Genomic DNA, 22,978 nt, shown 5'->3' with positions numbered 1-22,978 from the left:
CTCAAGTCAGAGTTTAAGGAGTAATGTAAGTAATCGTATTATCAATAAATTTAGTCACATACTGATCTGATGAATTTTTCGTAATAGTGCCATAACTTGTACTGCCGACTTTCACATCTGCAGAAGTAAATTTTTGTACATCTGCAACCTGTACAAATGCACCATTTTTATGTTTGATTAAACCACTCACAATTGGTGATTCTTTATCAATATCCGTTGCAGTTAATTCAATATCTAATGCATTTTTATCTACAGCCAATGCAACAGTTGCATTGCCTTTAGTATATTCAGCACGTTTTGCTGTAATCCCAATACTAAATGGTGTTGGTGCTGCATTTGCACCTTTGAGATTACCATCAAGTTTGACTGCCAAATCTGCATTGATAAAGCTTGTTGATGTTTCACCAGCACTCATATCAATAGCTTTAGATAAATCATTATTGAGCTTAAATGTTACATCTAAATTTAGTACTTCTTTTAGATAAGCAACTTGACCCTTCAAAGTCAATTTATATGGAATCAGCTGTTCGGCAGTTTCAACACCATTTTTAAATTGGGCTTGTTTAGCTTCAGATGAAACCTCACTTAATGTCGCTTTCACATCGGCACTTTCAAAAACTAAACCTTTTAATGTTAATGCCGCTGTTGTTGGTAAAGTTTCTTGATTATTCATTGTATTTGAAACAGCATAAACTAACTGTGCTGTACTATCTTCTGTAAAACTAAATTTTGCTTTTTGTTTAGCTACATTGGTGATATCAATCACACCACCTTTCGCAATTTTAAAGTTATATATTTTTTGATTGGAAACAAAAGGGGCTTCTATCACAACATTATTTACATTCACCGTTGCTTGGTTTGTATAAATAAAATTACCTTTATTTATCCACCACTGCGAATTACTCCAATCCCAAGAAATACCATCCTTGAAACCATCCCAATAAGCAACATCCGTTGAACCAGTTACTTGAACAGAACCTGCTGTCACTTGAATATTTAGAGTGTTATTTTTTAAATCATATTCAATTGGATAATCATTGTTAATTGCCTCTTGCTTAAGTAAAGCTTCTAATGCATCAGCATTATATGATTTTGATTGTCCTTTTGCATCTTCCAAAGCAAGTTCAGCAAGAAGTAGAACCATTCCTGTTCCACGACTTAAATCTAATGCCGTATCATTAATCACTGTTACTGGGGTTTTATAATTGTCTGCAATATCTTCAAAACCATCATAATAAGAAATTATTGCTTTCGTTGTATCAATGAGTTGTTTCGCTTTATCTAAATCCGATGTAGGAACAACAACATTACCATTACCACCACTTGTTGAACTATCTCCAGATGATGACCCACCACCACCACAAGCAACCATCACTGTACTGCACATAACTACTAATAATGTTTTTTTAAATAACATCAGAAATCCCTCTTTTTAATAAAATCATTTTTATAAATATAAAGCCCGCTCAAAATATAGTTTATTTGGCAAAAACTCAATAAAATGTTGTATAAATTATCATTTATTTATTATTTTTATTAAATACTTAAATTAATTTAATTTTTAATAAACAATCAATTCTCAATATACTACACAAAGTCACTATGGCATTTAATATTTCAAATAAGCAAAATAAAACATAAGCCTCTGTATAAAAAACACCTATGAATAAAAAAATGATATTTCTTCTTTTCGGTTTAATGACACTCAGTATTTTAAGTGTTTATGCTTATCAAAAATATGCTCAATATATTCCCACAACAGACACTGCGCAATTCCTCCCAAATTTAACAGTAAGTGAAATACAAAAAATTCGGCAAAACAGTCCTATTACTGAAGTCAAAGTATATAAAGCTGAACGTAGAGTTCAACTTCTACATGATGAACACATTATTCGCAGTTATGTCATGCGACTTGGCTTTGATCCACTTGGACACAAAGTTCAAGAAGGTGACGGTAAAACACCTGAAGGACGCTATACACTCGATTGGCGCAATCCTCAAAGTGCTTTTTATAAATCACTCCACATTTCTTATCCAAATGAAAAAGATAAGAGAAAAGCGGATCAGCTTGGTGTTTCAGCAGGTGGCGATGTAATGATTCATGGTTCAGCAACCACAGCACAAGTTCAAAAATTATCAAGTTTAATGCAATATTTACCCAAAAGTGATTGGACTTGGGGCTGTATAGCCGTTAGAAATGTCGATATGGATGAAATTTGGAAACTCGTTGATGATGGAACAGCCATCGAAATTTATCCTTAGAAAATAATAGGAGCTCATCATGACAGGAAATGATATTCAGCAATATGCGCTACGTTTTGCAAAGACTTTAGCTCAAGCGGAACTAAGCTATCCTTTCGGCGAGGATATTCCCGTCTTTAAAGTCATGAATAAAGTATTTTTACTGACATCGACATTACAAGGTCAGCCATTTATCAATTTAAAAGTACTACCTGAAAACGGCGATATGTTACGTGATATTTATCCATCTATTCACACGGGATATCACATGAATAAACGGCATTGGATTTCAGTTTATGAAGGTGAGCAAATTTCCAAAGAATTACTCGAAGATTTGATCAGCACATCTTATGAATTGGTGGTACAAACGCTCACAAAAGTACAAAAACAAGCGTTAAAAATTCACTCTTCAATACAATAAATATTTAATTTTTTATGATCTATTGTTTTATTTACACGTAAAAATTCAGTGATGTCTATTTATCTATATTTTTTTGTGGATAAACCTGTATTTATCCACAAAAAAGCAATCTAGCTTTAGAAGTTATCTTCAGGATACTCAAAACGGTAGCCTACACCATATACAGCTTGAATCCATTCATGACGATTCCCTGTTTCAGCAGCTTCTGATATTTTACGTCTTAAGTTTTTGATATGACTATCAATAACACGGTCAGCCACATCAAAACTTTCAGGGTTAATATGGTCTAAAAGCTGTGCTCGAGAATAAACCTGCCCGACATGATCTAAAAATAATTCCAATAAACGAAATTCAGTTGGTGTTAAGTTCAACGACTTTTGTTGATACCAAATACGTTGTTGTGCTTTGTCCATACGGAAAAGATTATGATCTTCAGGTTCTGCTTTACGCTCTAAACGACGTAAAACTGCTTGTACGCGAGCAACCAATTCTTTCGGGCTAAAAGGTTTACAGACATAATCGTCTGCTCCCATATTGAGCCCGAGTACACGATCAATTTCTTCAGTACGTGCGGTCACCATAATAATGGGTAAATCGGACTGTTCACGAACTTTACGGCACATGGTCAAACCATCCATACGAGGCACCATCAAGTCCAAAATCATCAAGCTTGGTTTGCGTTGCTGAAAGCTGTCATAAGCTTCCTGACCATCATGAAACATACTGACTTCAAAACCAGCCGCCTCAAGATAATCACGCACCAATTGTGCAAGTTCCACTTCATCTTCTACTAGCATAATATGTTTCATGCGTGATTTTTCCTTTTATACAATGATTAATTCAGGGCTGTTGTTTGGGAAAGGTCAAAATACAGCGTAATCCACCCAATGGCGAATGATCAAAACGTAATGTACCACCTAAAGCCTGTGCGATTTTACATGACAATGCCAAGCCTAAACCTGTACCACCCGTACTGCGAGTTCGAGAATCATCCACCCGATAAAAACGCTCACCGAGTTTTTTCAATTGAGCGTCATCTAATCCCAATGGGCTATCATCCACAATGACTGACCAACTGTGAGCATCTTGGCGTGTATGAATCTGCACTTCACCACCGGCTTCGGTGTAGCGAATGCTATTGCCCAGTAAATTGACAATAATTTGCTTAAAGCGGTCAACATCCAGTTGTAATATTGTCCCCTCGCCTTGCGCATGTACACTCAAGCCTGCTTGCTCAAACTTCGGCTTAAAGTTTTCAACTTCTTGCACAATCACCGACCAAGGGTTTACCGCAGCAAAATAACAATTCAATTGTTGCGCTTCGGCTTGTGCTAAATCTGCCAAATCTTGAGTGAGTTTCTTCAGACTGCTAACCTGACGTAGCATTGCATCAAAATGCTCAGGAGTAGGTTTACGAATACCATCTTGCATCGCTTCAATCTGCGCTTGTAACACAGCAAGTGGCGTTTTGAGTTCATGTGAGGTATCTGCCACCCATTGACGGCGTGAATTTTCGTGTTGATCGAGAATAGTCGCTAAGTGATTTAACTCTGTCGATAAATCTCCAAGTTCATCATTACGGTTCACAATTACCTGATGCTGAAAATTACCCTTAGTCAATTCTTGCGTAGCTTTTAAAAGACGTTGAATTGGTGTTTTAAAATAGGTTGCCAATAATAATGCAGCCACTAAACTACTTAAGAAAGTCAGAATATAGATCAAGACTAAATAACGCTTTTGATTACTAAAAAAATTAATACTTAGCGCATCATCCTGATCTAAAACGGGTTTCAAGCCCAGATAGCCAACTACCTTATCATTGACTTTAATTGGACGATACGACACCTGATCTCCCGCAGGTTCGCCTAAAATAAATTGACGACGTGCATCATACAAAGATAAACGCGAACTTAAACCTAAACGGTCAGGCATAGAAATGAACCGTTTCTTACCATCTTTTTGATCGAGTGAAATCATAGTTTGTGTCGATGATTTACTGTCTTTATTTTTTTCAGGCGGTCTAAATAAACTTTGATTTTCACTAAGCGGAAACTTCAATCCTTCAAATGGTTGATATTCGGAAGGTAGGTTCTCTTCGAGAATACGCAACTCTTCCTGATCCATTTTTTGTTGTTCAGACAAGGTACCTTGCGCTGTCATTGGCGTAAGTAAAGTATGTTCTTTAAAATAACGTTGCTGTAAGGCAATATCATACTGTCGACGTAACCACCAACGCGACAACTTATCATAATCATCGGGTGCAGCATCACCTTCAATTTGAAAAATTTGTGCTTGAACTGCATTACCCCAGTCTTGATAAATACCGTAAACACCGCCCAAATTATCAATGAGATGATCGAGCTTCTGCATCTCAACATCGGCAACATATTTGGCAAAGTTCTTTTGCATTGTCCAATGCAAAACCCCCATACTTGCTGTCGTAATCAGTAATGTTGTTAACAGTACTGTCAGGAACAAGCGTAATGCGATGGGGACACGGCGTATTTTCAAAACAATCTCACATTTTTCTTCTCATTTTTCCATTGTACTCAACACGGATTCAAAATTCTCTCCATTGTTTCTACATCATTATTATTTAATCTTAACTCCATCAACATAATTTAAAATATTCATTGGAGTAGTAACAATGAAAGCAATGACAAAAATCGTACTCGTTACAGCAAGTGTTATCAGCATGGGGGCTTTAACCGCATGCCAATCAACTCAAGGTTCAAAAAATGATCATCATGGTCGTATGATGGATCGTCAAGATCACAATCAACACCATAACAAAATGTCACCAGAACAACGTGAAGAAATGAAACAAATGCATGCGCAACGTAAAGAGATGCGTGAGCAAATTCAAAAAGCTTGTGATGGTAAAACTGTCGGTCAAACCATTCAAGTCAAAGTGGGTCAACAAAGTGTTGATGGTACATGTAACATGATTTTCAAAGCTGACCGTAAAGCAATGAAAGAAATGCGTAAAAACATGCGTGACGATGCAAATACACCACGCCCAGATCATATGCGCCATGGAATGCATCATGGTGGGATGAACCAAGATACAATGCTAACTGATGCAAAACGTGCTGAATTGACGAAACAATTTGACCAACGCCTTGCACAACGTCAAGTGCAACAACAAGCTATTTTCAAAGCTTGCCAAGGTCAAAGCAACGGTAAAACTGTACAAGTTAAATTTGGCGAACAAACTGTTGACGGTACATGTATTGTAAAATTTAATCCATTACCGAAAGCACAAAATACCGCGTCTGCACCTGTTGCATCAACGGCTACACTAAAAGCATCGTAAAATTTAAATCTGAAAAGCAAAAAATCGCTCAATTTGAGCGATTTTTTTTGGACATATCTTTTTACGAATTGGAACATTCCAATTATTCTTTTTTCATATAAACCATTTACACTCAATGCAATTTTGCAACATTTGAAGTTTTTATTGACTTCATAGTCACGGTGAAAACAACATGAAATACTTGTACCTGACATTAAGATGTTGCACGATGTAACGGAACTTAGATGTATCTCTTTTAATGATACATCATCAATATTTATTAAGATTATAAATCTGGTTTAACCAGTATTGAGGAAAACGATATGCCACAATACAAAGCACCCTTACGCGATATGCAATTCGTTTTGCATGAATTATTAAATGCTGAAGAACATTATGCAAAACTCCCTGCATTCAAGGACACCGTAAGCCGTGAATTGGTTGACCAATATTTAGAAGCTGGTGCAGATTTTTGTGAAAATGAATTATCACCATTGAACCAAGTCGGCGACCGTGAAGGTTGTACTTGGAATGATGGCGTTGTAACAACACCTACAGGCTTTAAAGCTGCGTATGATAAATATGTAGAGCTTGGTTTCCCTTCTCTTTCTGTTCCTGAAGAACATGGTGGTCAAGGTCTACCAGGTTCATTGGGTACTGCGATTTCTGAAATGGTCGGTTCTGCAAACTGGTCTTGGGGTATGTACCCTGGTCTTTCTCATGGTGCGGTGCGTACCGTTGAGCATCATGGTTCTGCTGAACAAAAAGAAACGTATTTACCGAAACTTGTTTCAGGTGAATGGACAGGTACCATGTGTTTAACAGAATCTCACGCAGGTTCTGACCTTGGTATTATCCGCTCTAAAGCTGAACCACAAGCTGATGGTAGCTATGCAATTTCTGGCGAGAAAATCTTTATCTCTGCTGGTGAACACGACATGGCGGATAACATTATCCACATCGTACTTGCACGTTTACCTGGCGCGCCTAAAGGCACTAAAGGTATTTCACTGTTCATCGTACCAAAATTCAACGTGAATGCTGATGGTTCAATTGGCGAACGTAATGCTGTACGTTGTGGTTCAATTGAACACAAAATGGGTATTCATGGAAATGCAACTTGCGTCATCAATTTTGATAATGCAAAAGGCTTCTTAATTGGCCCTGAAAACCGTGGTTTACATGCAATGTTCACATTCATGAATACTGCGCGTATTGGTACTGCTGTACAAGGTTTAACAGCTTCTGAATCATCTTTCCAAGGTGCGCTTGCATATGCGAAAGATCGTTTAGCTATGCGTTCACTTTCAGGTCCGAAATCACCTGAAAAAGAAGCAGATCCAATCATTGTTCACCCTGCTGTACGTAACATGCTGATGACGCAAAAATCATTTGCTGAAGGCGGTCGTGCATTGGTCTACTTCTTGTCTCAATATGCAGATATCGTTGAACAAGGTGAAACTGAAGAAGAACGTAAATTTGCTGACAATATCTTGTCATTGTTAACGCCAATTGCAAAAGCATTCTTAACTGAAACAGGTTCAGAGTCTGCAAAACACGGCGTACAAGTATTCGGTGGTCACGGCTTTATTTCAGAACACGGTATGGAGCAAATTGTACGTGATACACGTATCTCTTGCTTATACGAAGGTACAACTGAAATTCAAGCACTTGATCTGTTAGGTCGTAAAGTATTGGGTACACAAGGTGCGATGTTGAAAGACTTCACGAAAATTGTGCACAAATTTATCGAATCAAACAAAGACAATGCTGATTTGAAAGAGTTCCTTGAGCCACTTGCTGCACTCAATAAAGAGTGGGGTGACTTAACGATGCAAATTGGTATGAAAGCAATGCAAAACCCTGACGAAGTGGGTGCTGCCGCAGTCGATTATATGTACTTCTCAGGCTATGTAACACTTGCATACCTATGGGCTCGTATGGCACTTCTTGCGCAACAAAAATTGGCAGAAGGTTCTACTGAAACTGGTTTCTATTCGGCTAAAGTAACTACTGCTCGCTTCTACTTCAAAAAGATTCTTCCACGTGTTCGTTCACATGTAGACGTAATTGCAGGCGGTCTTGATCCCCTCATGGCACTAAGCCCAGAAGACTTCGCATTCTAAGTCGTTTTTTGAACAAACACACCAAAACTCTGCACTCTTGAGTGCAGAAATAGAAAAGGACGGTCATAGCTTTGACGGTCCTTTTTCTTTATCCTTTTTCTTCATAAATAGTCACATAAATTACCTTAAATCTCCTGACTGCTTTGATGCTGTTCAATTAAACTGATTTAAAGTCATCCGATTCAAAAAACCAATAGGTGAACCAATATGCCAATTTATAACGCTCCTCTTGCGGATATGAAATTCATCCTGAATGATGTTTTCAATGCAGAACAATTCTGGCAATCAAATGAAAATTTAGCGCATGTCGATGCTGCTACTGCTGAAGCTATTTTAGAAGAAATGGCAAAATTTGCGCAAAATGTAACCCTGCCTTTAAACCGTTCAGGCGATGAAGAAGGTGCTCAATTTGCAAATGGCGCAGTGACAACACCTGCTGGCTTTAAAGCCGCATTCCAACAATACGCTGAAGGCGGTTGGATTGGCTTAGGTGCTGATGAAGAATGGGGCGGTCAGGCAATGCCAAAAATGCTGACTGTGCTGTCAGATGAAATGTTATTTGCAACTAATCCCTCATTTATGCTTTATCCGCTTCTTTCTGTGGGTGCAGGTATGGCGTTAAACAGCTATGCATCACAAGAACAAAAAGAAACTTATTTACCTAAAATGTATACAGGTGAATGGTCAGGTACGATGTGTTTGACTGAACCACATTCAGGGACTGACTTGGGTATTATCAAAACCAAAGCTGAACCAAATGCAGATGGTACGTACAATATTACAGGGACTAAAATCTTTATTACGGGTGGTGACCACGATCTTTCTGAGAACATCATCCACCTCGTACTTGCAAAAACACCAAATGCACCTGCGGGTTCTCGTGGTATTTCGTTATTCATCGTACCGAAATTTATTGTTAATGCTGACGGTTCGTTAGGTGAGCGCAATACAGCAGGTCCTGGTTCTATTGAACACAAAATGGGGATTAAAGCTTCTGCAACTTGCGTGATGAACTTTGATGCTGCTAAAGGCTACCTCGTTGGTAAAGAAAATGAAGGCTTAGCTGCGATGTTCATTATGATGAACTACGAGCGCTTGTCTATGGGTATTCAAGGTCTTGGTGCCTCTGAATATGCTTACCAAAATGCAGCACAATATGCGACTGATCGCTTACAAGGTCGTAGCCCAACAGGTGCTAAATCTCCTGAGAAACCAGCAGATAGCATTTTAGTTCATGGCGATGTACGCCGTATGTTACTCAATGCTCGTGCAAACAATGAAGCATCTCGTGCATTTGCAGTCTATGTCGGCCAACAATTAGACATTACAAAATTCTCAACTGATCCTGAAGCAGTTGCAGCAGCAAATAATCGTGTTGCACTTTTAACACCAATTGCAAAAGCATATTTAACAGATACAGCATTTGATGCAGTAATTGATGCGCAAATGGTTTTCGGTGGTCACGGCTTTATTCGTGAATGGGGTATGGAGCAATGTGTACGTGACTTGCGTATTGCACAAATCTACGAAGGTACAAATGGCGTTCAATCACAAGATTTAATTGGTCGTAAAACCATTAAATGTAACGGTGAATTCATTGCTGAATACATTGAAGAAATCCGTGATTTTGCCAATGATTTAGACACGAGCCTAAATTTCATTAAAGATGCAACTTTAGATGTTGCAACTGAAGTAGATATGATTACTCAATTTGTTCTTGAACGTGCAAAAGAAAATCCTGAGTACTCAAATGCTGCTGCCGTAGATTATCTACATGCTGTAGGTTTACTGAGCTTCACGTATATGTTTGCAAAAATTGCCAATGCTGCAAAAGACAAAGAAGGTCAGTTCTATCAAGACAAACTTGCGCTTACACATTACTTCATTCAACGTATCTTGCCTGATTTAAGTTCACGTATTATGAAAATTAAAGCAGGTTCTGAAGTGATTATGGACTTCAGTGAAGGCTATTTCACAACACAATCATAAGCTTAATTTAAAATAAAAAATGCCCAATTATTTGGGCATTTTTTTTTAGCAGTTGAATACATTTATCTTCATTACAATCTATTGAGGAAAATATTTCTTCACTGACTGCGCCATTTTAGGGTTTAAATTTTCCAAAGCCTTTTCTATATTTTCAACATCTTGTTTCGACCGATTCTGACTAACTTTAAACTTACCAACAATCGATTCAATCTCAACTTCAATTGCAACAATTTTCTCTAACTGTTCTTCAATAAAATCCTTCGGAGCATCACCCATTTTCCACGGAATCGGTTGTGTTGCTTCATGAGTTCGAGTCAATCGTGCCAAAATACCACGTAAATACTTTTCATCGTTCACCTTACGAATTATTCCTTTGACATGTACTATCCTATAGTTCCACGTCGGTACAACTCGATGGTGCTCTTGTTTTCCTTCATACCAATTTGGCGAAATATAATTTTGATCAGCATGAAAAATCACATAGGCAGATTGAGCATTTTCCAATAATTCAAATAAAGGATTCGTTTTGGCAATATGTCCACGCAAAATGCCACTTTCTCCAACTGAACAATCTAATGCTAATGGAATATGATTGGCCTCAATTTCACCATCATGCACTACAATCAAAGTTCCTAAAGGATTCTTTTCAATTAAAGTAAAAAGTTCAGCCATATTTTCTTGTTGAAAATGAGTAGGTAAATACATTTTTATTCTCAATCACCATCCAAATAACGATATTAAAACTAACATCAAGAAGCTCATAAAATATATCAAAGATTCTTCATTTGCCTTTCATGTGCATGAAACTTGCATGCTTTTTACTATAGATATTTTCGTAAACCGTAAAAGCACATATTGGAGGATAAAATGAACAAAGACCCACGTATAGAGAAAGTAGAAAACCTCCTCGACAAGTTTGGCAATATTGCAGTAGAAGCTTTTCACTACATTGCCCTATTTATTATTGGCTGTATGATCGCATGGTCAGCAGTTCATACCATATTCGAAATTTTAACCGTTAAACAATATGCCAGCATTGATGATATATTATTGTTATTCATATACTTAGAGTTGGGGGCGATGGTTGGTATTTACTTTAAAACCAATCACATGCCTGTACGTTTTCTGATTTATATCGCCATCACAGCACTCACTCGATTACTTATTTCAGATATTCAACACAACCATAAAGCCGATATTAGCCAAGTTATTATTACAGGTTCTATCCTCATTTTAGCGATTGCCATTTTGGTGGTGCGATATGCATCTTGGACTTATCCATCGGTTATACGAGACAAACACTCAGAAAAACCCCTACCTCACGGCAAAACGCCACGCCCTGAAGATGACGAGTTGGCTTAAAAATAAAAGCGCTCCCTTTTTACGTAAAGAGAGCGCTTTCAATTTCAAGGAAAATCATTCCATTTTATCGTCCATTTGGAATTTGCACATAACGCCCATTTTGATAAACCCAATGCATGCCCACTTGCGGATCGGGCAATCCATAACGGCGCCAATCAGTAATTAAGGTATATTCTGAACTTTGTATTGAACCACCATCACCATTCACATAACCGTAGCTATTTCCTGAGTATTCTGTTTTGGTTGGAAATTGATGATTATAAATAATCGTCACACCATTTTGTGGTGGGTAGCTTGGATAAGATGGATAACTATGGTTTGGATAGCCTTGACTAGGATAATTTGGCAGTGGTCGAGTAGGATATTGTGAATGACCTCCTCCGTGATAATTTGGTGGATTAACAGGATACGTCTGTGTAAATGGATGCCCATATGGTGTTGCATTACCCTGATAAGACGATGTATACGGTGCAGAATGCTGATGACGCTCTACCGACTTATATCCCCCCCATTTATTATCTGCCATCACTGAAACAGACACTGTAGCAATCATCAACATAAGTGCTGACTGTATGATGCTTTTGTTCATTGTCTTTTCCACTCCTGATTCAATCTAGACAGTTTAAAATCTAATTTAAGATAAATAATGAATAAATAATATACAAATTATAGCACTACTCAAATTTGTCATACTTAGGTCAGATTAAATAAGCTGTCTTTCTGCTAATATATATTTTTTAATTGGATGGATGCTGTACTGTGGCTGAACTGAATTTTGACCGTCTTCATCAATTTTTTTGCAAAGTTCCAAGTGTGCAGGAAGCATTTATTGATAGCTATGGTTCAGATGGCAAACAGGCGTGGTGGTTTAAATTTCAGATCAATATCGATCATCCGCTTGCATGGCAAACCGTTCAAGAACTCGGTCATGTCTTAAATTACATTTCAAAGAATGAACGCCTACCGACTCAATTTTTACCTGTTTCCCCTCCTCCATATATGAACGGTGAAGCAAAGCAATTTTTAGCGTGGGTCATTCAGTGTAATCATGTCGACTTTCCACCTGATGTGGTCTGTGATTGGCTTGAAGCTCGTCTGCCAAAACCTGTTGAAAATATTGATCAATGGAAAATAAAAACAGACTTACATGAACTCGATAAAATGACCGATAAGGATTTGGATGCAGTAGTTCCACCAAATCCTCATCATTAATTTTAAAAGCCCTAATCCCAATCTTCTCTGCTAGAGAAGGTATTTTCCCTCTCCTTATAGGAGAGGATTAGGGTAAAGTCATTAAAACGTCGACAAACCACTCCATTCCATAAATCTATACACGCCATACTTAAACGTAGATTCATCTGCAAATTTTGAATACTCTATGCTCATCTGACGACCATTTAAGTTCGACCATGCGGTATTAAAATATTGTTCGGCATCAACAAAAACTTGCTGTTGTGGTTGCCCCAGGACACGTAAATCAGTTTCTAAATTATAATTTTTCAAATTCCGTGCGGTAAAGTTGGCTGAACCTAAAATTAACTCAGCCGATTGTGCATTACGTTTCACAATCATCTTACTGTGACATTGCTCGCCTTGCGTATTGCACCAACGCACATCGACACCAGCTTCATGTAACTCCGAAGCCACTTGACGGTTAGGAATGCCATTTTTTTGCCGACCAAATGCATCTTTATTTGGATCAAGTAGCACTCGAACCTGAGCACCTTTTTCTTTGGCAGAAATTAACCCTTTAATAATCTGACGTTCCGATAAATAAAACATCGCTAAATCAATCTTATCGCCCGATTTTACCGTACTCAGCATTTTTAAAATGGCTTCATAGATGGCTTTTTCAGTCAATACTTGAACCTGTGGATCAGTCTTAACACCCTCCATGTTCCCTATAGCAACAAATGGTGTCGTACCACCTGATAGCATCGCAACGGGTTGTTCAGATTTAAGTACATCTGTTGCAATAGCACCTGTCACCATTAAAGCAACATTAGAATGGCGTGAACTACCATCATGTGGATTGGCTGAGGTTACTATGGTTTTCCATCCTGCATCGGCATCAACAACAATGGTTTTACGATGATTAGCTTTAAAATTGAATAAATTGAAATAACTTCGAAGCGTGATTGGCTCTTTACCAAAAGGATTATTTAACCAACCTTTTTCAGGATTATTGCCTAAGTCTTGACAGCACAAATACCACAGCCCTGACCACGTAGGATTAGATGCACGTAATGGCGTCAAATTGGTTTCAATCACATCAATGCCACCCTGACGTAATTGACGATATTGCTCAGGCAGAATCCCGCCATATACGGAATTGATTGGATCTGTTATAAATTTTATTTCAAGCGTTGGATTGACTACTTTCTGATTAATTAGAGCTTGTGTAAGTTGCTCTGTCAGTTCTCGTTGTGGAATTTTAGAATTACCCACTTCTTTATTAAATAAAAACATATCAATCACAATCGTGCTTTTAGCTTCTTTAATCAGTTGTAATACCTGATCAAAAATCTGTTGATCAATCTGTTGTTTTCCTTGCATATCGATATACGTCTGATCTACCAGAAACTGTACATTGGCATGACGTAATGGTCCTGTGAAATTAAGCCCCTCAGGCATTGGTTTAACTGTGTGATAAACAGCTGACGCCAAATAACCAAATGCAAAAAAGCCTAATAACACACCGACATAACGTCGTTTTGACCAATTCAGTTTATGCTGAATTTTATTAAAGATACGCATAGAAAAAAACCTAATCTGTTAATAGCAGACTAGGTCCAATTGCTTTATTTTTCAATGATGATTTGGTGAAAAAATCCTAATAATTAGAACTTATAATCTACACCAATGACAAAATTACGTCCCATTTGCGGAATATTGGACAAAAATGAACTGTGCTCATAGACTTGTTCATCAAGTAAATTATTGGCATTAAAAAAGACTTTGGCTTCTTGTCGATCTGCCAATGGATACTTATAGGCCAATCCAATATTGACCATATTATAGCCTTGGGTTTCATGTTCATAAGCGGCAAATTTATCTTGATTAAACACATGCGAATACTCTGCTGAACCTGACCAGTGATCATCAAAATCTGCATTGATCCGTGTACCTAAGCGTCCTGCAGGTACACGCGGTGCATTATCACTATCAATTTTTCCACGAACATAATCGCCAAAAAGACTTGTTTTATAAATATCGTTGAATTGATAAGCTACTTCAGCTTCTGTACCGTAGAATTTTGCTTTGTCTTGGCTATATTCGATCAAGCGGAAGTTTTCATACTGATCTAATGTTTTTGCATAAATATAGTTATCAAACCAATTGTGATAAAGATGAACATGATAACTGAGTTTATCATCGTCATAATGTAAGCCTAATTCAACATTATTGGATTTTTCATTGTCTAGGCCATCATTGCCAAGCTCATAAGTGTTGGTAGCAAAATGTCCACCATGGGCATACAACTCTTGCGCCAACGGTAAACGCTCTTGATGAGAACCAAGCAATGATAATTTATAGTTCGGTTTAAAGTCCCAATTTACCGCACCTGAATACGAAAAAGCATTGCCATCAAAGTCTTTTTGTTCAGAGTCTACATCTACTATTTGATGATCCAAACGTGTACCTAATTCCACATGGAAATCACCAAATTGACGATGCTCTACACCAAACAGACTGTATTTTTGTGTTTCATTCGGTGCAAGTGTTGCCTCTTCACCTGTGACATCAAGTTTTTGCTGACTCGCTTGAATACCCCAAACGCCTTCCCATTTCGCAAGAGGATTGTGGACTAACTCGATACGCCCTTCATAACCTTTACTTTTAAAGGTTGTCATTGCTTCGCTACCTTCAATTTCATCATGTTGATAGTCGGTATAACTTGCTTGAGCACGTAACTTTTTAAAACCTGCAAAAGGTTCATTCAACTCTGAGCGGAAATCATAACGTTCTGTTTTCATATCAATCCATGGGCCATTTTCATGTGCATGATCTTCATTATGGTCATGCCCAGAGTGATCATGTCCTGAATGATCATCACCACCACAGTGCAAGTGATCACCATGAGGATGACAAGACTCGTATTCATGGCTATGCCCTGGTAAGCCATATTTGTCTTGACGGTTACTATAAGACACACCTGCAAAGCCACGTTCACCAATCCATGACAATCCAACATTGACGTTTTCAGACTCTGAGAAAGTATTGCCTACACGTTTTTCTTTTTCTAACTCACCGTCATGATCATGGAAATAATTCGGTGTTATATAATCATTGGCATCACGTTTTAAGCCTTCTAAACGTAAAGCCACGTTTGAACCTAAGCCAACGGTAGTGCCTGCATGAGTCATTTTTTCATCATTGCCACTGTTGTAACGTAATCCAACATTGCCTTCATAACCATTTTCAGGCATCTGTGTTGGAATTTTCGTATCAGTTACATTAACCAAACCACCGACTGAACCTGCGCCATAAAGCAAAGTCGATGGTCCACGAATCACTTCAATTTTTTGCGCCAGTTGCGGATCTATAGTCACTGCATGATCAGGCGATAAACTTGAAACATCCATCGTTTCTGTGGCATTTTGCGTAACTTTAACACGTGCACCTTCTTGCCCACGTATGACAGGACGGCTTGAACCTGAGCCAAAACTATTTGAATGAATCCCCAGTTCATTTTTCAGTGCTTCACCTAACGTTGTACCGCTTTCTTGTAGTTTTTCACGTGAAATATTTTGATCCGCTACGCCAAAATCGACATCGGTCTGATCAAGGGGATGCGCAGTTATGGTGATACTCTCAAGCTTATTTATTGACTGAGAAGATGGTATTTCTTCATCTGCCCAAAGAAGTGTAGACGTAGTTGAAGCTAAAATTGTGGTGATCGAAAGTGTCAAGGCACTTTTAGAAAATGACATACAAGGCTCTCATAGCTCAGTATTTTTAAAATGTTATATTATAACATTTCACTTTATTTGCAATAAAAAACAGTGTTAATTTTAATTTTGTATAAAATCAATTCAAAATCATGCTGTAACGATAGACATCAATGCCTTTTACTTTTTCACATGCTGTACTTGCTCCGCCTCTTTCTAAACTGACAGGTAATCGTCTACCCATCGGTGCATTAGCAATCGGTACAATGACGCCTGATTTTTATAGAATTTTAGTACAAAAAGAAATCCATTTAAATCACCAATGGCAAGGTTTGGTTCATCCTGATTTATGGGTTGGATTACTGTTTTGTTTTTTATGGTATTGCCTCTATCGCCCAATGCTTTTTAAGTTAGTTGGGATACATGCTCCACTGAATATTCATTCAGCCATGACTTTATTTAAGTTTTTATGCGGCATGATTTTGGCGATTTTACTCGGCACAGCCACACATATTATTTGGGATGGTTTAACCCATTTAGACTTCAGAACCTTTGCTTTTCATGCATTTTTAGCTCGTGAAGTTCCGATCATGGGACACATTTACCCAATGCATCGTGTTCTACAAATCGGTACATCAATTATCGCTTTGCCTTTTTTATTATGGATGTCACTACATTATTATTCTAATTTTAGACAACCCAACATCACATCGAAAAAAGTGTTTAACTTTGCTTTTATTCTCTTTTTATTCTCTTTTTTCGCAGGTTCTGCAACCTATATTTTACGTGCAAAATATACAGGATTTAATCCACACAGTGCAGATTTATACACTTTGATCGGCTTTTTTCTCAATGGTTTTGCTCGTGGTTCACTATTCTGTTTCACTTTAGGTTGTATTGTATTTCTATGGCTTGATCGAAAACAATTTTTTAAAGAATAATTTATTTTAAAACGAAGCAAAATACTGATCTGATTCAAAGCATATAAATGTTAAATTCCGTTGTTTTTCGATCTTATCCTTGAGCCTGAACGCTCAAAGATGCATAATCTGACATTACATTTTAAAGGCGATACGCTGTTTACGTATTCGCTTCCTTAACCCATATAGTTGGATTTTTAACGCTATGATGCGAACTCATTACTGCGGTTCTTTAACCGAAGCCCAAATTGACCAAACTGTAACATTATGCGGTTGGGTACATCGTCGCCGTGACCACGGTGGTGTAATCTTCCTTGACATGCGTGACCGTGACGGTCTTGTTCAAGTGGTTATCGATCCAGATACCCCAGAAGCATTTGCAACTGCAGATAAATCACGTTCAGAATTCGTATTAAAAATTACAGGCCGTGTACGTCGTCGTTACGAAGGCACAGAAAATGCAAATATTACTAGCGGTCAAATTGAAGTATTAGGCAAAGACATTGAAGTACTTGCTGCTTCTGAAACTCCGCCATTCCCTTTGAATGATGAAAACACCAACATTTCAGAAGAAGTACGTTTGAAATATCGTTTCCTTGATATTCGCCGTCCTGAAATGTTAGATCGCTTACGTTTCCGTTCTAAATTAACTAATCTTATTCGTAACTATTTCGAAGACAATGGTTTCTTAGACGTTGAAACACCAATTTTGACGCGTGCTACTCCTGAAGGTGCACGCGACTATTTAGTACCAAGTCGTGTATCTAACGGTAGCTTCTATGCACTTCCACAATCACCACAATTATTCAAACAGTTGTTGATGGTTGGCGGTATTGATCGTTATTACCAAATCGCTAAATGTTTCCGTGACGAAGATTTACGTGCGGATCGTCAGCCAGAATTTACCCAAATCGACGTTGAAACATCGTTCATGAGTGACGATGACATTATGGATTTGATGGAAACTTTAACCGTGAAGATGTTCAAAGAACTTCTTAACGTTGAGTTCGATAAATTCCCTCGCATGACGTATAACGATGCAATGCGTGACTATGCATCTGACAAACCAGATATGCGTATTCCTTTGAAGTTAGTTGACGTTGCAGACATGATGCAAGACGTTGAGTTCAAAGTATTCGCAGGCCCTGCTAAAGATCCTAAAGGTCGTATTGTTGCGCTTCGCGTACCAGGTGCTGGCGCGCTTCCACGTAGCCAAATTGATGAATATACTAAATTTGTCGGTATCTACGGTGCGAAAGGTCTGGCTTATATTAAAGTCAATGAACTTGAAAAAGGTATTGAAGGTCTTCAATCTCCAATCGTTAAATTTATCGAACCAATCGTACTTGATTTATTAAAACGTGTTGGTGCTGAAAATGGCGATATCGTATTCTTTGGTGCGGACAAAGCAAAAGTTGTAAATGATGCAATGGGTGCTTTACGTATCAAAGTCGGTCACGACATGAAACTTTCAACGTGTGAATGGGCACCGCTTTGGGTGGTTGACTTCCCAATGTTCGAAGAAACTGACGATGGCAAATGGACATCTGTTCATCATCCATTCACGCTACCAAAATCAAGCGTTGAAGAAGTAAAGAATAATCCTGGTGCTGCGCTTTCAGTCGCTTATGACATGGTCTTGAACGGTACTGAAGTTGGCGGTGGCTCACTCCGTATTTTCAACCTAGAAATGCAAAAAGCTATTTTTGAAGCTTTAGGTATTAATGAAGAAGAAGCGGAAGAAAAATTCAGCTTCTTGTTGAATGCATTGAAATTCGGTGCGCCTCCGCATGGTGGTTTGGCATTCGGTCTTGATCGTTTGGTCATGTTAATGACGGGTGCATCTTCAATCCGTGACGTGATTGCATTCCCAAAAACCAAAACTGCTGAATGTCCATTGACTCAAGCACCTGCACCAGTTGAACCAAATCAATTGCGTGACTTAGGTATTCGCTTACGTGAAAAACCAAAAGCTGAAGAAGTTAAATAATTTTAGCCTCTGATATAAAAACCCTGCTTAAATGCAGGGTTTTTTATATTGTTAGTACTTTCCTATATGATTTATATACAATAATTATTTCAATTGATGATATTTTTCACGCTTAGACACAGATAAGTCTTTGACTATTTTTATATTATTGATCACTTGATGCTTTTTAATAAAGCTTTCACAAAGCACTTCATATATGATCACCATACTCGAAAATAAGATATTCTACCTACTCTAATTTTCAAAATCTTAGCACACCTATACCTATCATTCGGCTGAACTCAATTCTTATGTACATTCTTTTAAAAATGATCGCATTACTTCCTTTATCATTTTTACAGCTTATCGCAAGTTTTGTATCTCTCATTCTCAGCAGCTTCAATTCATCCATGAAGCGTGTTACATCTATTAATCTTAAAATTGCTTATCCTGAATTATCTGCTGAAGATCATGCCGATTTAGTTAAAAAAAGTATTCGAAGCCAATGCCTGACTTATGTGGAGTTTATTAAATGTTGGGGAATGTCACCCGAATATAGTTTAAGTTTACTCAAAAATGTTCAAGGCGAGCATTTTTTTACTGATGCCCTTGCCAATCAAAAAGGTGTGATTGTTGTTGTACCCCATTTGGGCAGTTGGGAATTACTTAATGCATGGATCAATGTATATGCAGCTCCTGTTATCATGTATAAACCCAATAAAGTCAAAGGTGCAAATCGTTACGTTTTAGAAGCTCGAGAAAAATTTAACGCTACGCTTGTCCCGACGGATGAAACAGGTATTCGGGCTATTTTTAAACACTTGAAACAAGGTGGGCTTACCGTCATTTTACCTGATCATGTCCCAAAACCATCAGGTGGGATTTTCTCTAATTTTTATGGACAACATGCCCTTTCAAGTACACTTGTTTCTAAACTCGCAAGTAAAACGCAATGTCATGTCATTGGTTTAAGTTGTATTCGCGATACTCGCAACTCTCAACATTTTTCGGTTATCTGCCACCCTTTATCAGAAGATATTTTATCTAAAGATTTACAACTTTCTGTCGATACACTTAATGCTGAAATACAAAAAATGATTGATATTGCCCCTGAGCAATATATTTGGTCATATAAACGTTTTCGTAAAACCTCAGACGACATCAATATATACAGAAAATAATTTTTTAACTGCGAATTGATCAATGACTTCGCTATTTTTATATATTTGCTTGATTTCGTATTCAATTGAGATTAATTCGCAAAAATGGCATAATAACGTGATCAATCTTTGAGGTAAAACCTGATGGCTATGCGCCCTGCTGTTCTTCGTCATACCATTATTCTTATTGTGTTCTCAGTCGCACAATGGGGTTTTATGCGCTACATTTTAAATCATCAACTGTTTAACTTAGATACCTATCAACGTATTGTATATTTCAGTACAAGCAGTTTTTTAGCAGGATTCCTGATTATTACCGCTTTAATTTACCTTGTGTTGAAAGGTAATGCGGATAATCACTAATCTAATCATCTAAATTTTATTCCAATACATTTAAATTGATACGTAATCAGAGCAATCCCTAAAGATTAACTCTAGGTGTTTTTTATGCTAAAAATTGAATTAGAAACTTTGACTAAAGCAAAGTCTAGTCTATTTATTTCAGTTCTATTTTTAGCTTTATTTATTTATTATATTTTGAATGAAAAATTCCGTCTTTGGTATATTTCAATTATTTTTGTACTTTTTTATTTCTATCATTTAAAGAACAAGCAATTCATAAAACCTAATATCTCTCTTATTATATTTTGTAGCATCAGTCTTTTGACCTGCACACTGAGTTATTATGTATTAGATCGTTTTGAAAATATTCCGAACCAAGGTTACCTAAAAACTTATAAACGACTAATAGATCAATATTTTTGGTTTATAGCATTTATTACACTTCCTACAGTATTTTATTACAATAAATTTACGCCAAAAATATTCTATAATATTTTATTGATTGTTTGTTGTATTACATTTTTCTATGTTTCCTATTTTAATATTTTACTTGATTTTAATCGAGGAGATTTATCTCAATTTTTCAATCCGATTATTAGCTATGATATTACTTTAATATCATTAAGCATCTTAACTCTATGCTATTCATTTTATTTAAAAAGTAAGTCTTCATATTTATTTTTAGCATTGAGTTTACTCTCTATGTTCACACTCATTTTACATGGTACACGAGGTACATGGTTAGCTTTACCTTTTATTTATAGCTTTATATTTTTACTCTATTTTAAACAACAATCCAAAAAATGTTTCATTTTTTTAGCTGCTGTACTAATGTTTATTGTTATCAATATTTCACTCGCTAACTCTCCCCTAAAAAATCGAATTTCGGACTTAAATAATGATACTGCTTTAATCAAAAACCAAAGTTATCAAAATAGTACAGGCACACGTTTAGTCTTATGGAAAAGTGGCATAGAATTATTTAAGACAAAACCTATACTGGGTATAAGTTTATATGGAATTGAAGCTAATAATTGTAAATTAGCGAAACAAGGCAAGATTCCTGAATGTTATCAACACCTTCATAGCATTTATTTTAATGAGTTAGCAGCACATGGCATATTAGGGCTACTTGGATTACTTGTAACCTTGTTAATTCCCTTCTTTTTCTTTTTAAAAGATATATTCTGCGCCAATGAAAAAATTAAAATGCTTGCTATCTCTGGAAGTGTTTTTACTTTTTTCTATGCTGTTTGTGGACTAACTGAATATTATTTATTTTTTCTCTCTACAACTTTCATTTATTTTTTAGTAGTTGCAACATTGATGAGTTTTATCATTATCGAAAAACTTCATATTAGAAATTCACATTTACAATCTCAATAATGATGAGCTCAATAAATATCAAATTGATCACTATTTATTGAGCTCAATTGATTATTTGAAATTTAATTATACTTTTTTAGCGTCATTTTATAGATTCGCTTAATTAAAGAAATTTTTAAGCGCTCCCAAATATTTTTCTTTTTCCCTTTCTTATTCTTATATTGTAAAGTTTGTCTTTCTAACTCAAGATAACTTTGCCCCGCTGCACATTCATCTAATTCAGGATGATCAAATAAATGTGTTGCATAAAAATGAATATGGCTATTTTCATCATATAATTCCCCCCAATGATCATACACTTTTGGTGACTCATGATACTTCAAAAATACTTCAGCCATTTTACGATCAATAACATAAGCATATGCATAGGAAAAACGACGGATATATAATAAATTAACATGCAAAACTTTTTTATTCTTGAGTGTCCCTGTTAAAAAATGACCTCTTACTTTTTGATTCACCTTAAGCTGAATACCACCTAAACTCAAATAAAAAGTATCTTTTAAATTTAGAGCTCCAACCTCTTGCTCTAGATCATTTAAATCAAAGTCGAGAATACTTATCGCATCATCTTCAAAAATACATGCATACTTTTCATCTGAGGATAAAAAGTCTTGTAGAGCCTGTACATGTGAGAGCGTACACCCCAGCTCTGCTGGACTTAAAGGTCTTTGCTTACCTGCAACAGCATAATGAAAATATTGTTTTGTTGATAAGTTTGCACCAATGACACCAAATTTTTGGAACTCTTGTTGATACTTTTGAAAGGTTACATTGTTAAAAAAAGCCTCTAAACGAGGGCTACCAGCTTGCTCTATACTAATTAAATACTTTTTCAAGACTTTACCTAAATGCTAAATAATTAAATGAGATCC

General features: G+C 36.8%; 20 protein-coding genes. 12 read left to right on the top strand and 8 right to left on the bottom strand.

Going from position 1 to position 22,978, the window contains the following annotated elements; all coding sequences use genetic code 11:
- Positions 1-13: 13 nt before the first annotated feature.
- On the bottom strand, positions 14-1,417 hold the full coding sequence (locus ACK1JC_RS02760) for a hypothetical protein (RefSeq protein ID WP_409510325.1): 1,404 nt from the start codon (positions 1,415-1,417) through the stop codon (positions 14-16).
- 245 nt (positions 1,418-1,662) lie between these two features.
- Between ACK1JC_RS02760 and ACK1JC_RS02755 the strand changes: the two genes are divergently transcribed.
- Together ACK1JC_RS02755 and ACK1JC_RS02750 are read left to right on the top strand one after the other, a co-directional pair.
- Positions 1,663-2,262, top strand: a complete 600-nt coding sequence (locus ACK1JC_RS02755) for a murein L,D-transpeptidase family protein (RefSeq protein ID WP_409510324.1) — start codon at positions 1,663-1,665, stop codon at positions 2,260-2,262.
- A 19-nt stretch (positions 2,263-2,281) separates the two neighbouring features.
- A complete protein-coding gene (locus ACK1JC_RS02750) occupies positions 2,282-2,662 on the top strand; it encodes an MmcQ/YjbR family DNA-binding protein (protein WP_409510323.1) in 381 nt (126 codons plus the stop codon).
- A gap of 116 nt (positions 2,663-2,778) precedes the next feature.
- Here ACK1JC_RS02750 and ACK1JC_RS02745 read toward each other — a convergent pair whose 3' ends face one another.
- On the bottom strand, positions 2,779-3,471 hold the full coding sequence (locus ACK1JC_RS02745) for a response regulator (RefSeq protein ID WP_409510322.1): 693 nt from the start codon (positions 3,469-3,471) through the stop codon (positions 2,779-2,781).
- A 31-nt stretch (positions 3,472-3,502) separates the two neighbouring features.
- On the bottom strand, positions 3,503-5,173 hold the full coding sequence (gene baeS / locus ACK1JC_RS02740; protein WP_409510321.1) for a sensor histidine kinase efflux regulator BaeS: 1,671 nt from the start codon (positions 5,171-5,173) through the stop codon (positions 3,503-3,505).
- A 136-nt stretch (positions 5,174-5,309) separates the two neighbouring features.
- Between baeS and ACK1JC_RS02735 the strand changes: the two genes are divergently transcribed.
- The 3 genes from ACK1JC_RS02735 (at position 5,310) to ACK1JC_RS02725 (ending at position 10,072) form a co-directional block, all read left to right on the top strand.
- The gene (locus tag ACK1JC_RS02735; protein WP_409510320.1) at positions 5,310-5,978 is read left to right on the top strand and encodes a hypothetical protein; all 669 of its coding nucleotides are present in this window, start codon (positions 5,310-5,312) and stop codon (positions 5,976-5,978) included.
- Positions 5,979-6,280: 302 nt separating this feature from the next.
- A complete protein-coding gene (locus ACK1JC_RS02730) occupies positions 6,281-8,083 on the top strand; it encodes an acyl-CoA dehydrogenase C-terminal domain-containing protein (RefSeq protein WP_409510319.1) in 1,803 nt (600 codons plus the stop codon).
- Between the two features lie 207 nt (positions 8,084-8,290).
- Positions 8,291-10,072 carry an acyl-CoA dehydrogenase C-terminal domain-containing protein gene (locus tag ACK1JC_RS02725; RefSeq protein WP_409510318.1) on the top strand — a complete coding sequence of 594 codons (1,782 nt, stop codon included), beginning with the start codon at positions 8,291-8,293 and terminating at the stop codon, positions 10,070-10,072.
- 78 nt (positions 10,073-10,150) lie between these two features.
- Here ACK1JC_RS02725 and ACK1JC_RS02720 read toward each other — a convergent pair whose 3' ends face one another.
- Complete coding sequence (locus tag ACK1JC_RS02720; RefSeq protein WP_409510317.1) at positions 10,151-10,777, bottom strand: FMN-binding negative transcriptional regulator; 627 nt, start codon at positions 10,775-10,777, stop codon at positions 10,151-10,153.
- A 162-nt stretch (positions 10,778-10,939) separates the two neighbouring features.
- On the opposite strand from ACK1JC_RS02720, the gene ACK1JC_RS02715 reads away from it, so the two are divergent.
- Entirely contained in the window at positions 10,940-11,434 is a 495-nt protein-coding gene (locus tag ACK1JC_RS02715) for a phosphate-starvation-inducible protein PsiE (protein ID WP_409510316.1), read from the top strand.
- 64 nt (positions 11,435-11,498) lie between these two features.
- Here ACK1JC_RS02715 and ACK1JC_RS02710 read toward each other — a convergent pair whose 3' ends face one another.
- Positions 11,499-12,023 (bottom strand): RcnB family protein, encoded by a 525-nt coding sequence (locus tag ACK1JC_RS02710; protein WP_409510315.1) that lies wholly within the window; start codon positions 12,021-12,023, stop codon positions 11,499-11,501.
- 170 nt (positions 12,024-12,193) lie between these two features.
- Between ACK1JC_RS02710 and ACK1JC_RS02705 the strand changes: the two genes are divergently transcribed.
- Positions 12,194-12,646: a hypothetical protein gene (locus ACK1JC_RS02705; protein ID WP_409510314.1), complete on the top strand. Its 453-nt coding sequence runs from the start codon at positions 12,194-12,196 to the stop codon at positions 12,644-12,646.
- A gap of 81 nt (positions 12,647-12,727) precedes the next feature.
- On the opposite strand, the gene ACK1JC_RS02700 is transcribed toward ACK1JC_RS02705, so the two are convergent.
- Positions 12,728-14,191, bottom strand: coding sequence for a phospholipase D family protein (locus ACK1JC_RS02700; protein ID WP_409510313.1), 1,464 nt, complete (start codon positions 14,189-14,191; stop codon positions 12,728-12,730).
- A gap of 83 nt (positions 14,192-14,274) precedes the next feature.
- Positions 14,275-16,368, bottom strand: coding sequence for a zinc piracy TonB-dependent receptor ZnuD (gene znuD, locus ACK1JC_RS02695; protein ID WP_409510312.1), 2,094 nt, complete (start codon positions 16,366-16,368; stop codon positions 14,275-14,277).
- A gap of 131 nt (positions 16,369-16,499) precedes the next feature.
- Here znuD and ACK1JC_RS02690 point away from each other — a divergent pair, with 131 nt between their 5' ends.
- From ACK1JC_RS02690 to ACK1JC_RS02670, 5 genes are all read left to right on the top strand, one after another.
- Complete coding sequence (locus ACK1JC_RS02690; RefSeq protein ID WP_409510311.1) at positions 16,500-17,267, top strand: DUF4184 family protein; 768 nt, start codon at positions 16,500-16,502, stop codon at positions 17,265-17,267.
- Between the two features lie 184 nt (positions 17,268-17,451).
- Positions 17,452-19,236 carry an aspartate--tRNA ligase gene (gene aspS, locus ACK1JC_RS02685; protein ID WP_409510310.1) on the top strand — a complete coding sequence of 595 codons (1,785 nt, stop codon included), beginning with the start codon at positions 17,452-17,454 and terminating at the stop codon, positions 19,234-19,236.
- A 290-nt stretch (positions 19,237-19,526) separates the two neighbouring features.
- Positions 19,527-20,396, top strand: a complete 870-nt coding sequence (locus tag ACK1JC_RS02680; protein WP_409510309.1) for a lysophospholipid acyltransferase family protein — start codon at positions 19,527-19,529, stop codon at positions 20,394-20,396.
- A gap of 123 nt (positions 20,397-20,519) precedes the next feature.
- Positions 20,520-20,738 carry a hypothetical protein gene (locus ACK1JC_RS02675; RefSeq protein WP_409510308.1) on the top strand — a complete coding sequence of 73 codons (219 nt, stop codon included), beginning with the start codon at positions 20,520-20,522 and terminating at the stop codon, positions 20,736-20,738.
- An 84-nt stretch (positions 20,739-20,822) separates the two neighbouring features.
- The gene (locus ACK1JC_RS02670; RefSeq protein ID WP_409510307.1) at positions 20,823-22,103 is read left to right on the top strand and encodes an O-antigen ligase family protein; all 1,281 of its coding nucleotides are present in this window, start codon (positions 20,823-20,825) and stop codon (positions 22,101-22,103) included.
- Positions 22,104-22,165: 62 nt separating this feature from the next.
- On the opposite strand, the gene ACK1JC_RS02665 is transcribed toward ACK1JC_RS02670, so the two are convergent.
- On the bottom strand, positions 22,166-22,942 hold the full coding sequence (locus tag ACK1JC_RS02665; RefSeq protein WP_409510306.1) for a glycosyltransferase family 25 protein: 777 nt from the start codon (positions 22,940-22,942) through the stop codon (positions 22,166-22,168).
- Between the last annotated feature and the right edge of the window lie 36 nt (positions 22,943-22,978).

The sequence above is a fragment of the Acinetobacter sp. TY2 genome (genome assembly GCF_046269225.1).
In the GTDB taxonomy this organism is placed as follows: domain Bacteria; phylum Pseudomonadota; class Gammaproteobacteria; order Pseudomonadales; family Moraxellaceae; genus Acinetobacter.
Note: the sequence above shows the minus strand (reverse complement) of the source record. Positions and strands in the feature narration are given on the sequence as shown.

Coding starts and splice junctions, on each gene's coding strand:
- ACK1JC_RS02760 (WP_409510325.1), bottom strand. CDS start 1,417: ATGTTATTTAAAAAAACATTATTAGTAGTTATGTGCAGTACAGTGATG.
- ACK1JC_RS02755 (WP_409510324.1), top strand. CDS start 1,663: ATGAATAAAAAAATGATATTTCTTCTTTTCGGTTTAATGACACTCAGT.
- ACK1JC_RS02750 (WP_409510323.1), top strand. CDS start 2,282: ATGACAGGAAATGATATTCAGCAATATGCGCTACGTTTTGCAAAGACT.
- ACK1JC_RS02745 (WP_409510322.1), bottom strand. CDS start 3,471: ATGAAACATATTATGCTAGTAGAAGATGAAGTGGAACTTGCACAATTG.
- ACK1JC_RS02735 (WP_409510320.1), top strand. CDS start 5,310: ATGAAAGCAATGACAAAAATCGTACTCGTTACAGCAAGTGTTATCAGC.
- ACK1JC_RS02730 (WP_409510319.1), top strand. CDS start 6,281: ATGCCACAATACAAAGCACCCTTACGCGATATGCAATTCGTTTTGCAT.
- ACK1JC_RS02725 (WP_409510318.1), top strand. CDS start 8,291: ATGCCAATTTATAACGCTCCTCTTGCGGATATGAAATTCATCCTGAAT.
- ACK1JC_RS02720 (WP_409510317.1), bottom strand. CDS start 10,777: ATGTATTTACCTACTCATTTTCAACAAGAAAATATGGCTGAACTTTTT.
- ACK1JC_RS02715 (WP_409510316.1), top strand. CDS start 10,940: ATGAACAAAGACCCACGTATAGAGAAAGTAGAAAACCTCCTCGACAAG.
- ACK1JC_RS02710 (WP_409510315.1), bottom strand. CDS start 12,023: ATGAACAAAAGCATCATACAGTCAGCACTTATGTTGATGATTGCTACA.
- ACK1JC_RS02700 (WP_409510313.1), bottom strand. CDS start 14,191: ATGCGTATCTTTAATAAAATTCAGCATAAACTGAATTGGTCAAAACGA.
- znuD (WP_409510312.1), bottom strand. CDS start 16,368: ATGTCATTTTCTAAAAGTGCCTTGACACTTTCGATCACCACAATTTTA.
- ACK1JC_RS02690 (WP_409510311.1), top strand. CDS start 16,500: ATGCCTTTTACTTTTTCACATGCTGTACTTGCTCCGCCTCTTTCTAAA.
- aspS (WP_409510310.1), top strand. CDS start 17,452: ATGATGCGAACTCATTACTGCGGTTCTTTAACCGAAGCCCAAATTGAC.
- ACK1JC_RS02680 (WP_409510309.1), top strand. CDS start 19,527: ATGTACATTCTTTTAAAAATGATCGCATTACTTCCTTTATCATTTTTA.
- ACK1JC_RS02675 (WP_409510308.1), top strand. CDS start 20,520: ATGGCTATGCGCCCTGCTGTTCTTCGTCATACCATTATTCTTATTGTG.
- ACK1JC_RS02670 (WP_409510307.1), top strand. CDS start 20,823: ATGCTAAAAATTGAATTAGAAACTTTGACTAAAGCAAAGTCTAGTCTA.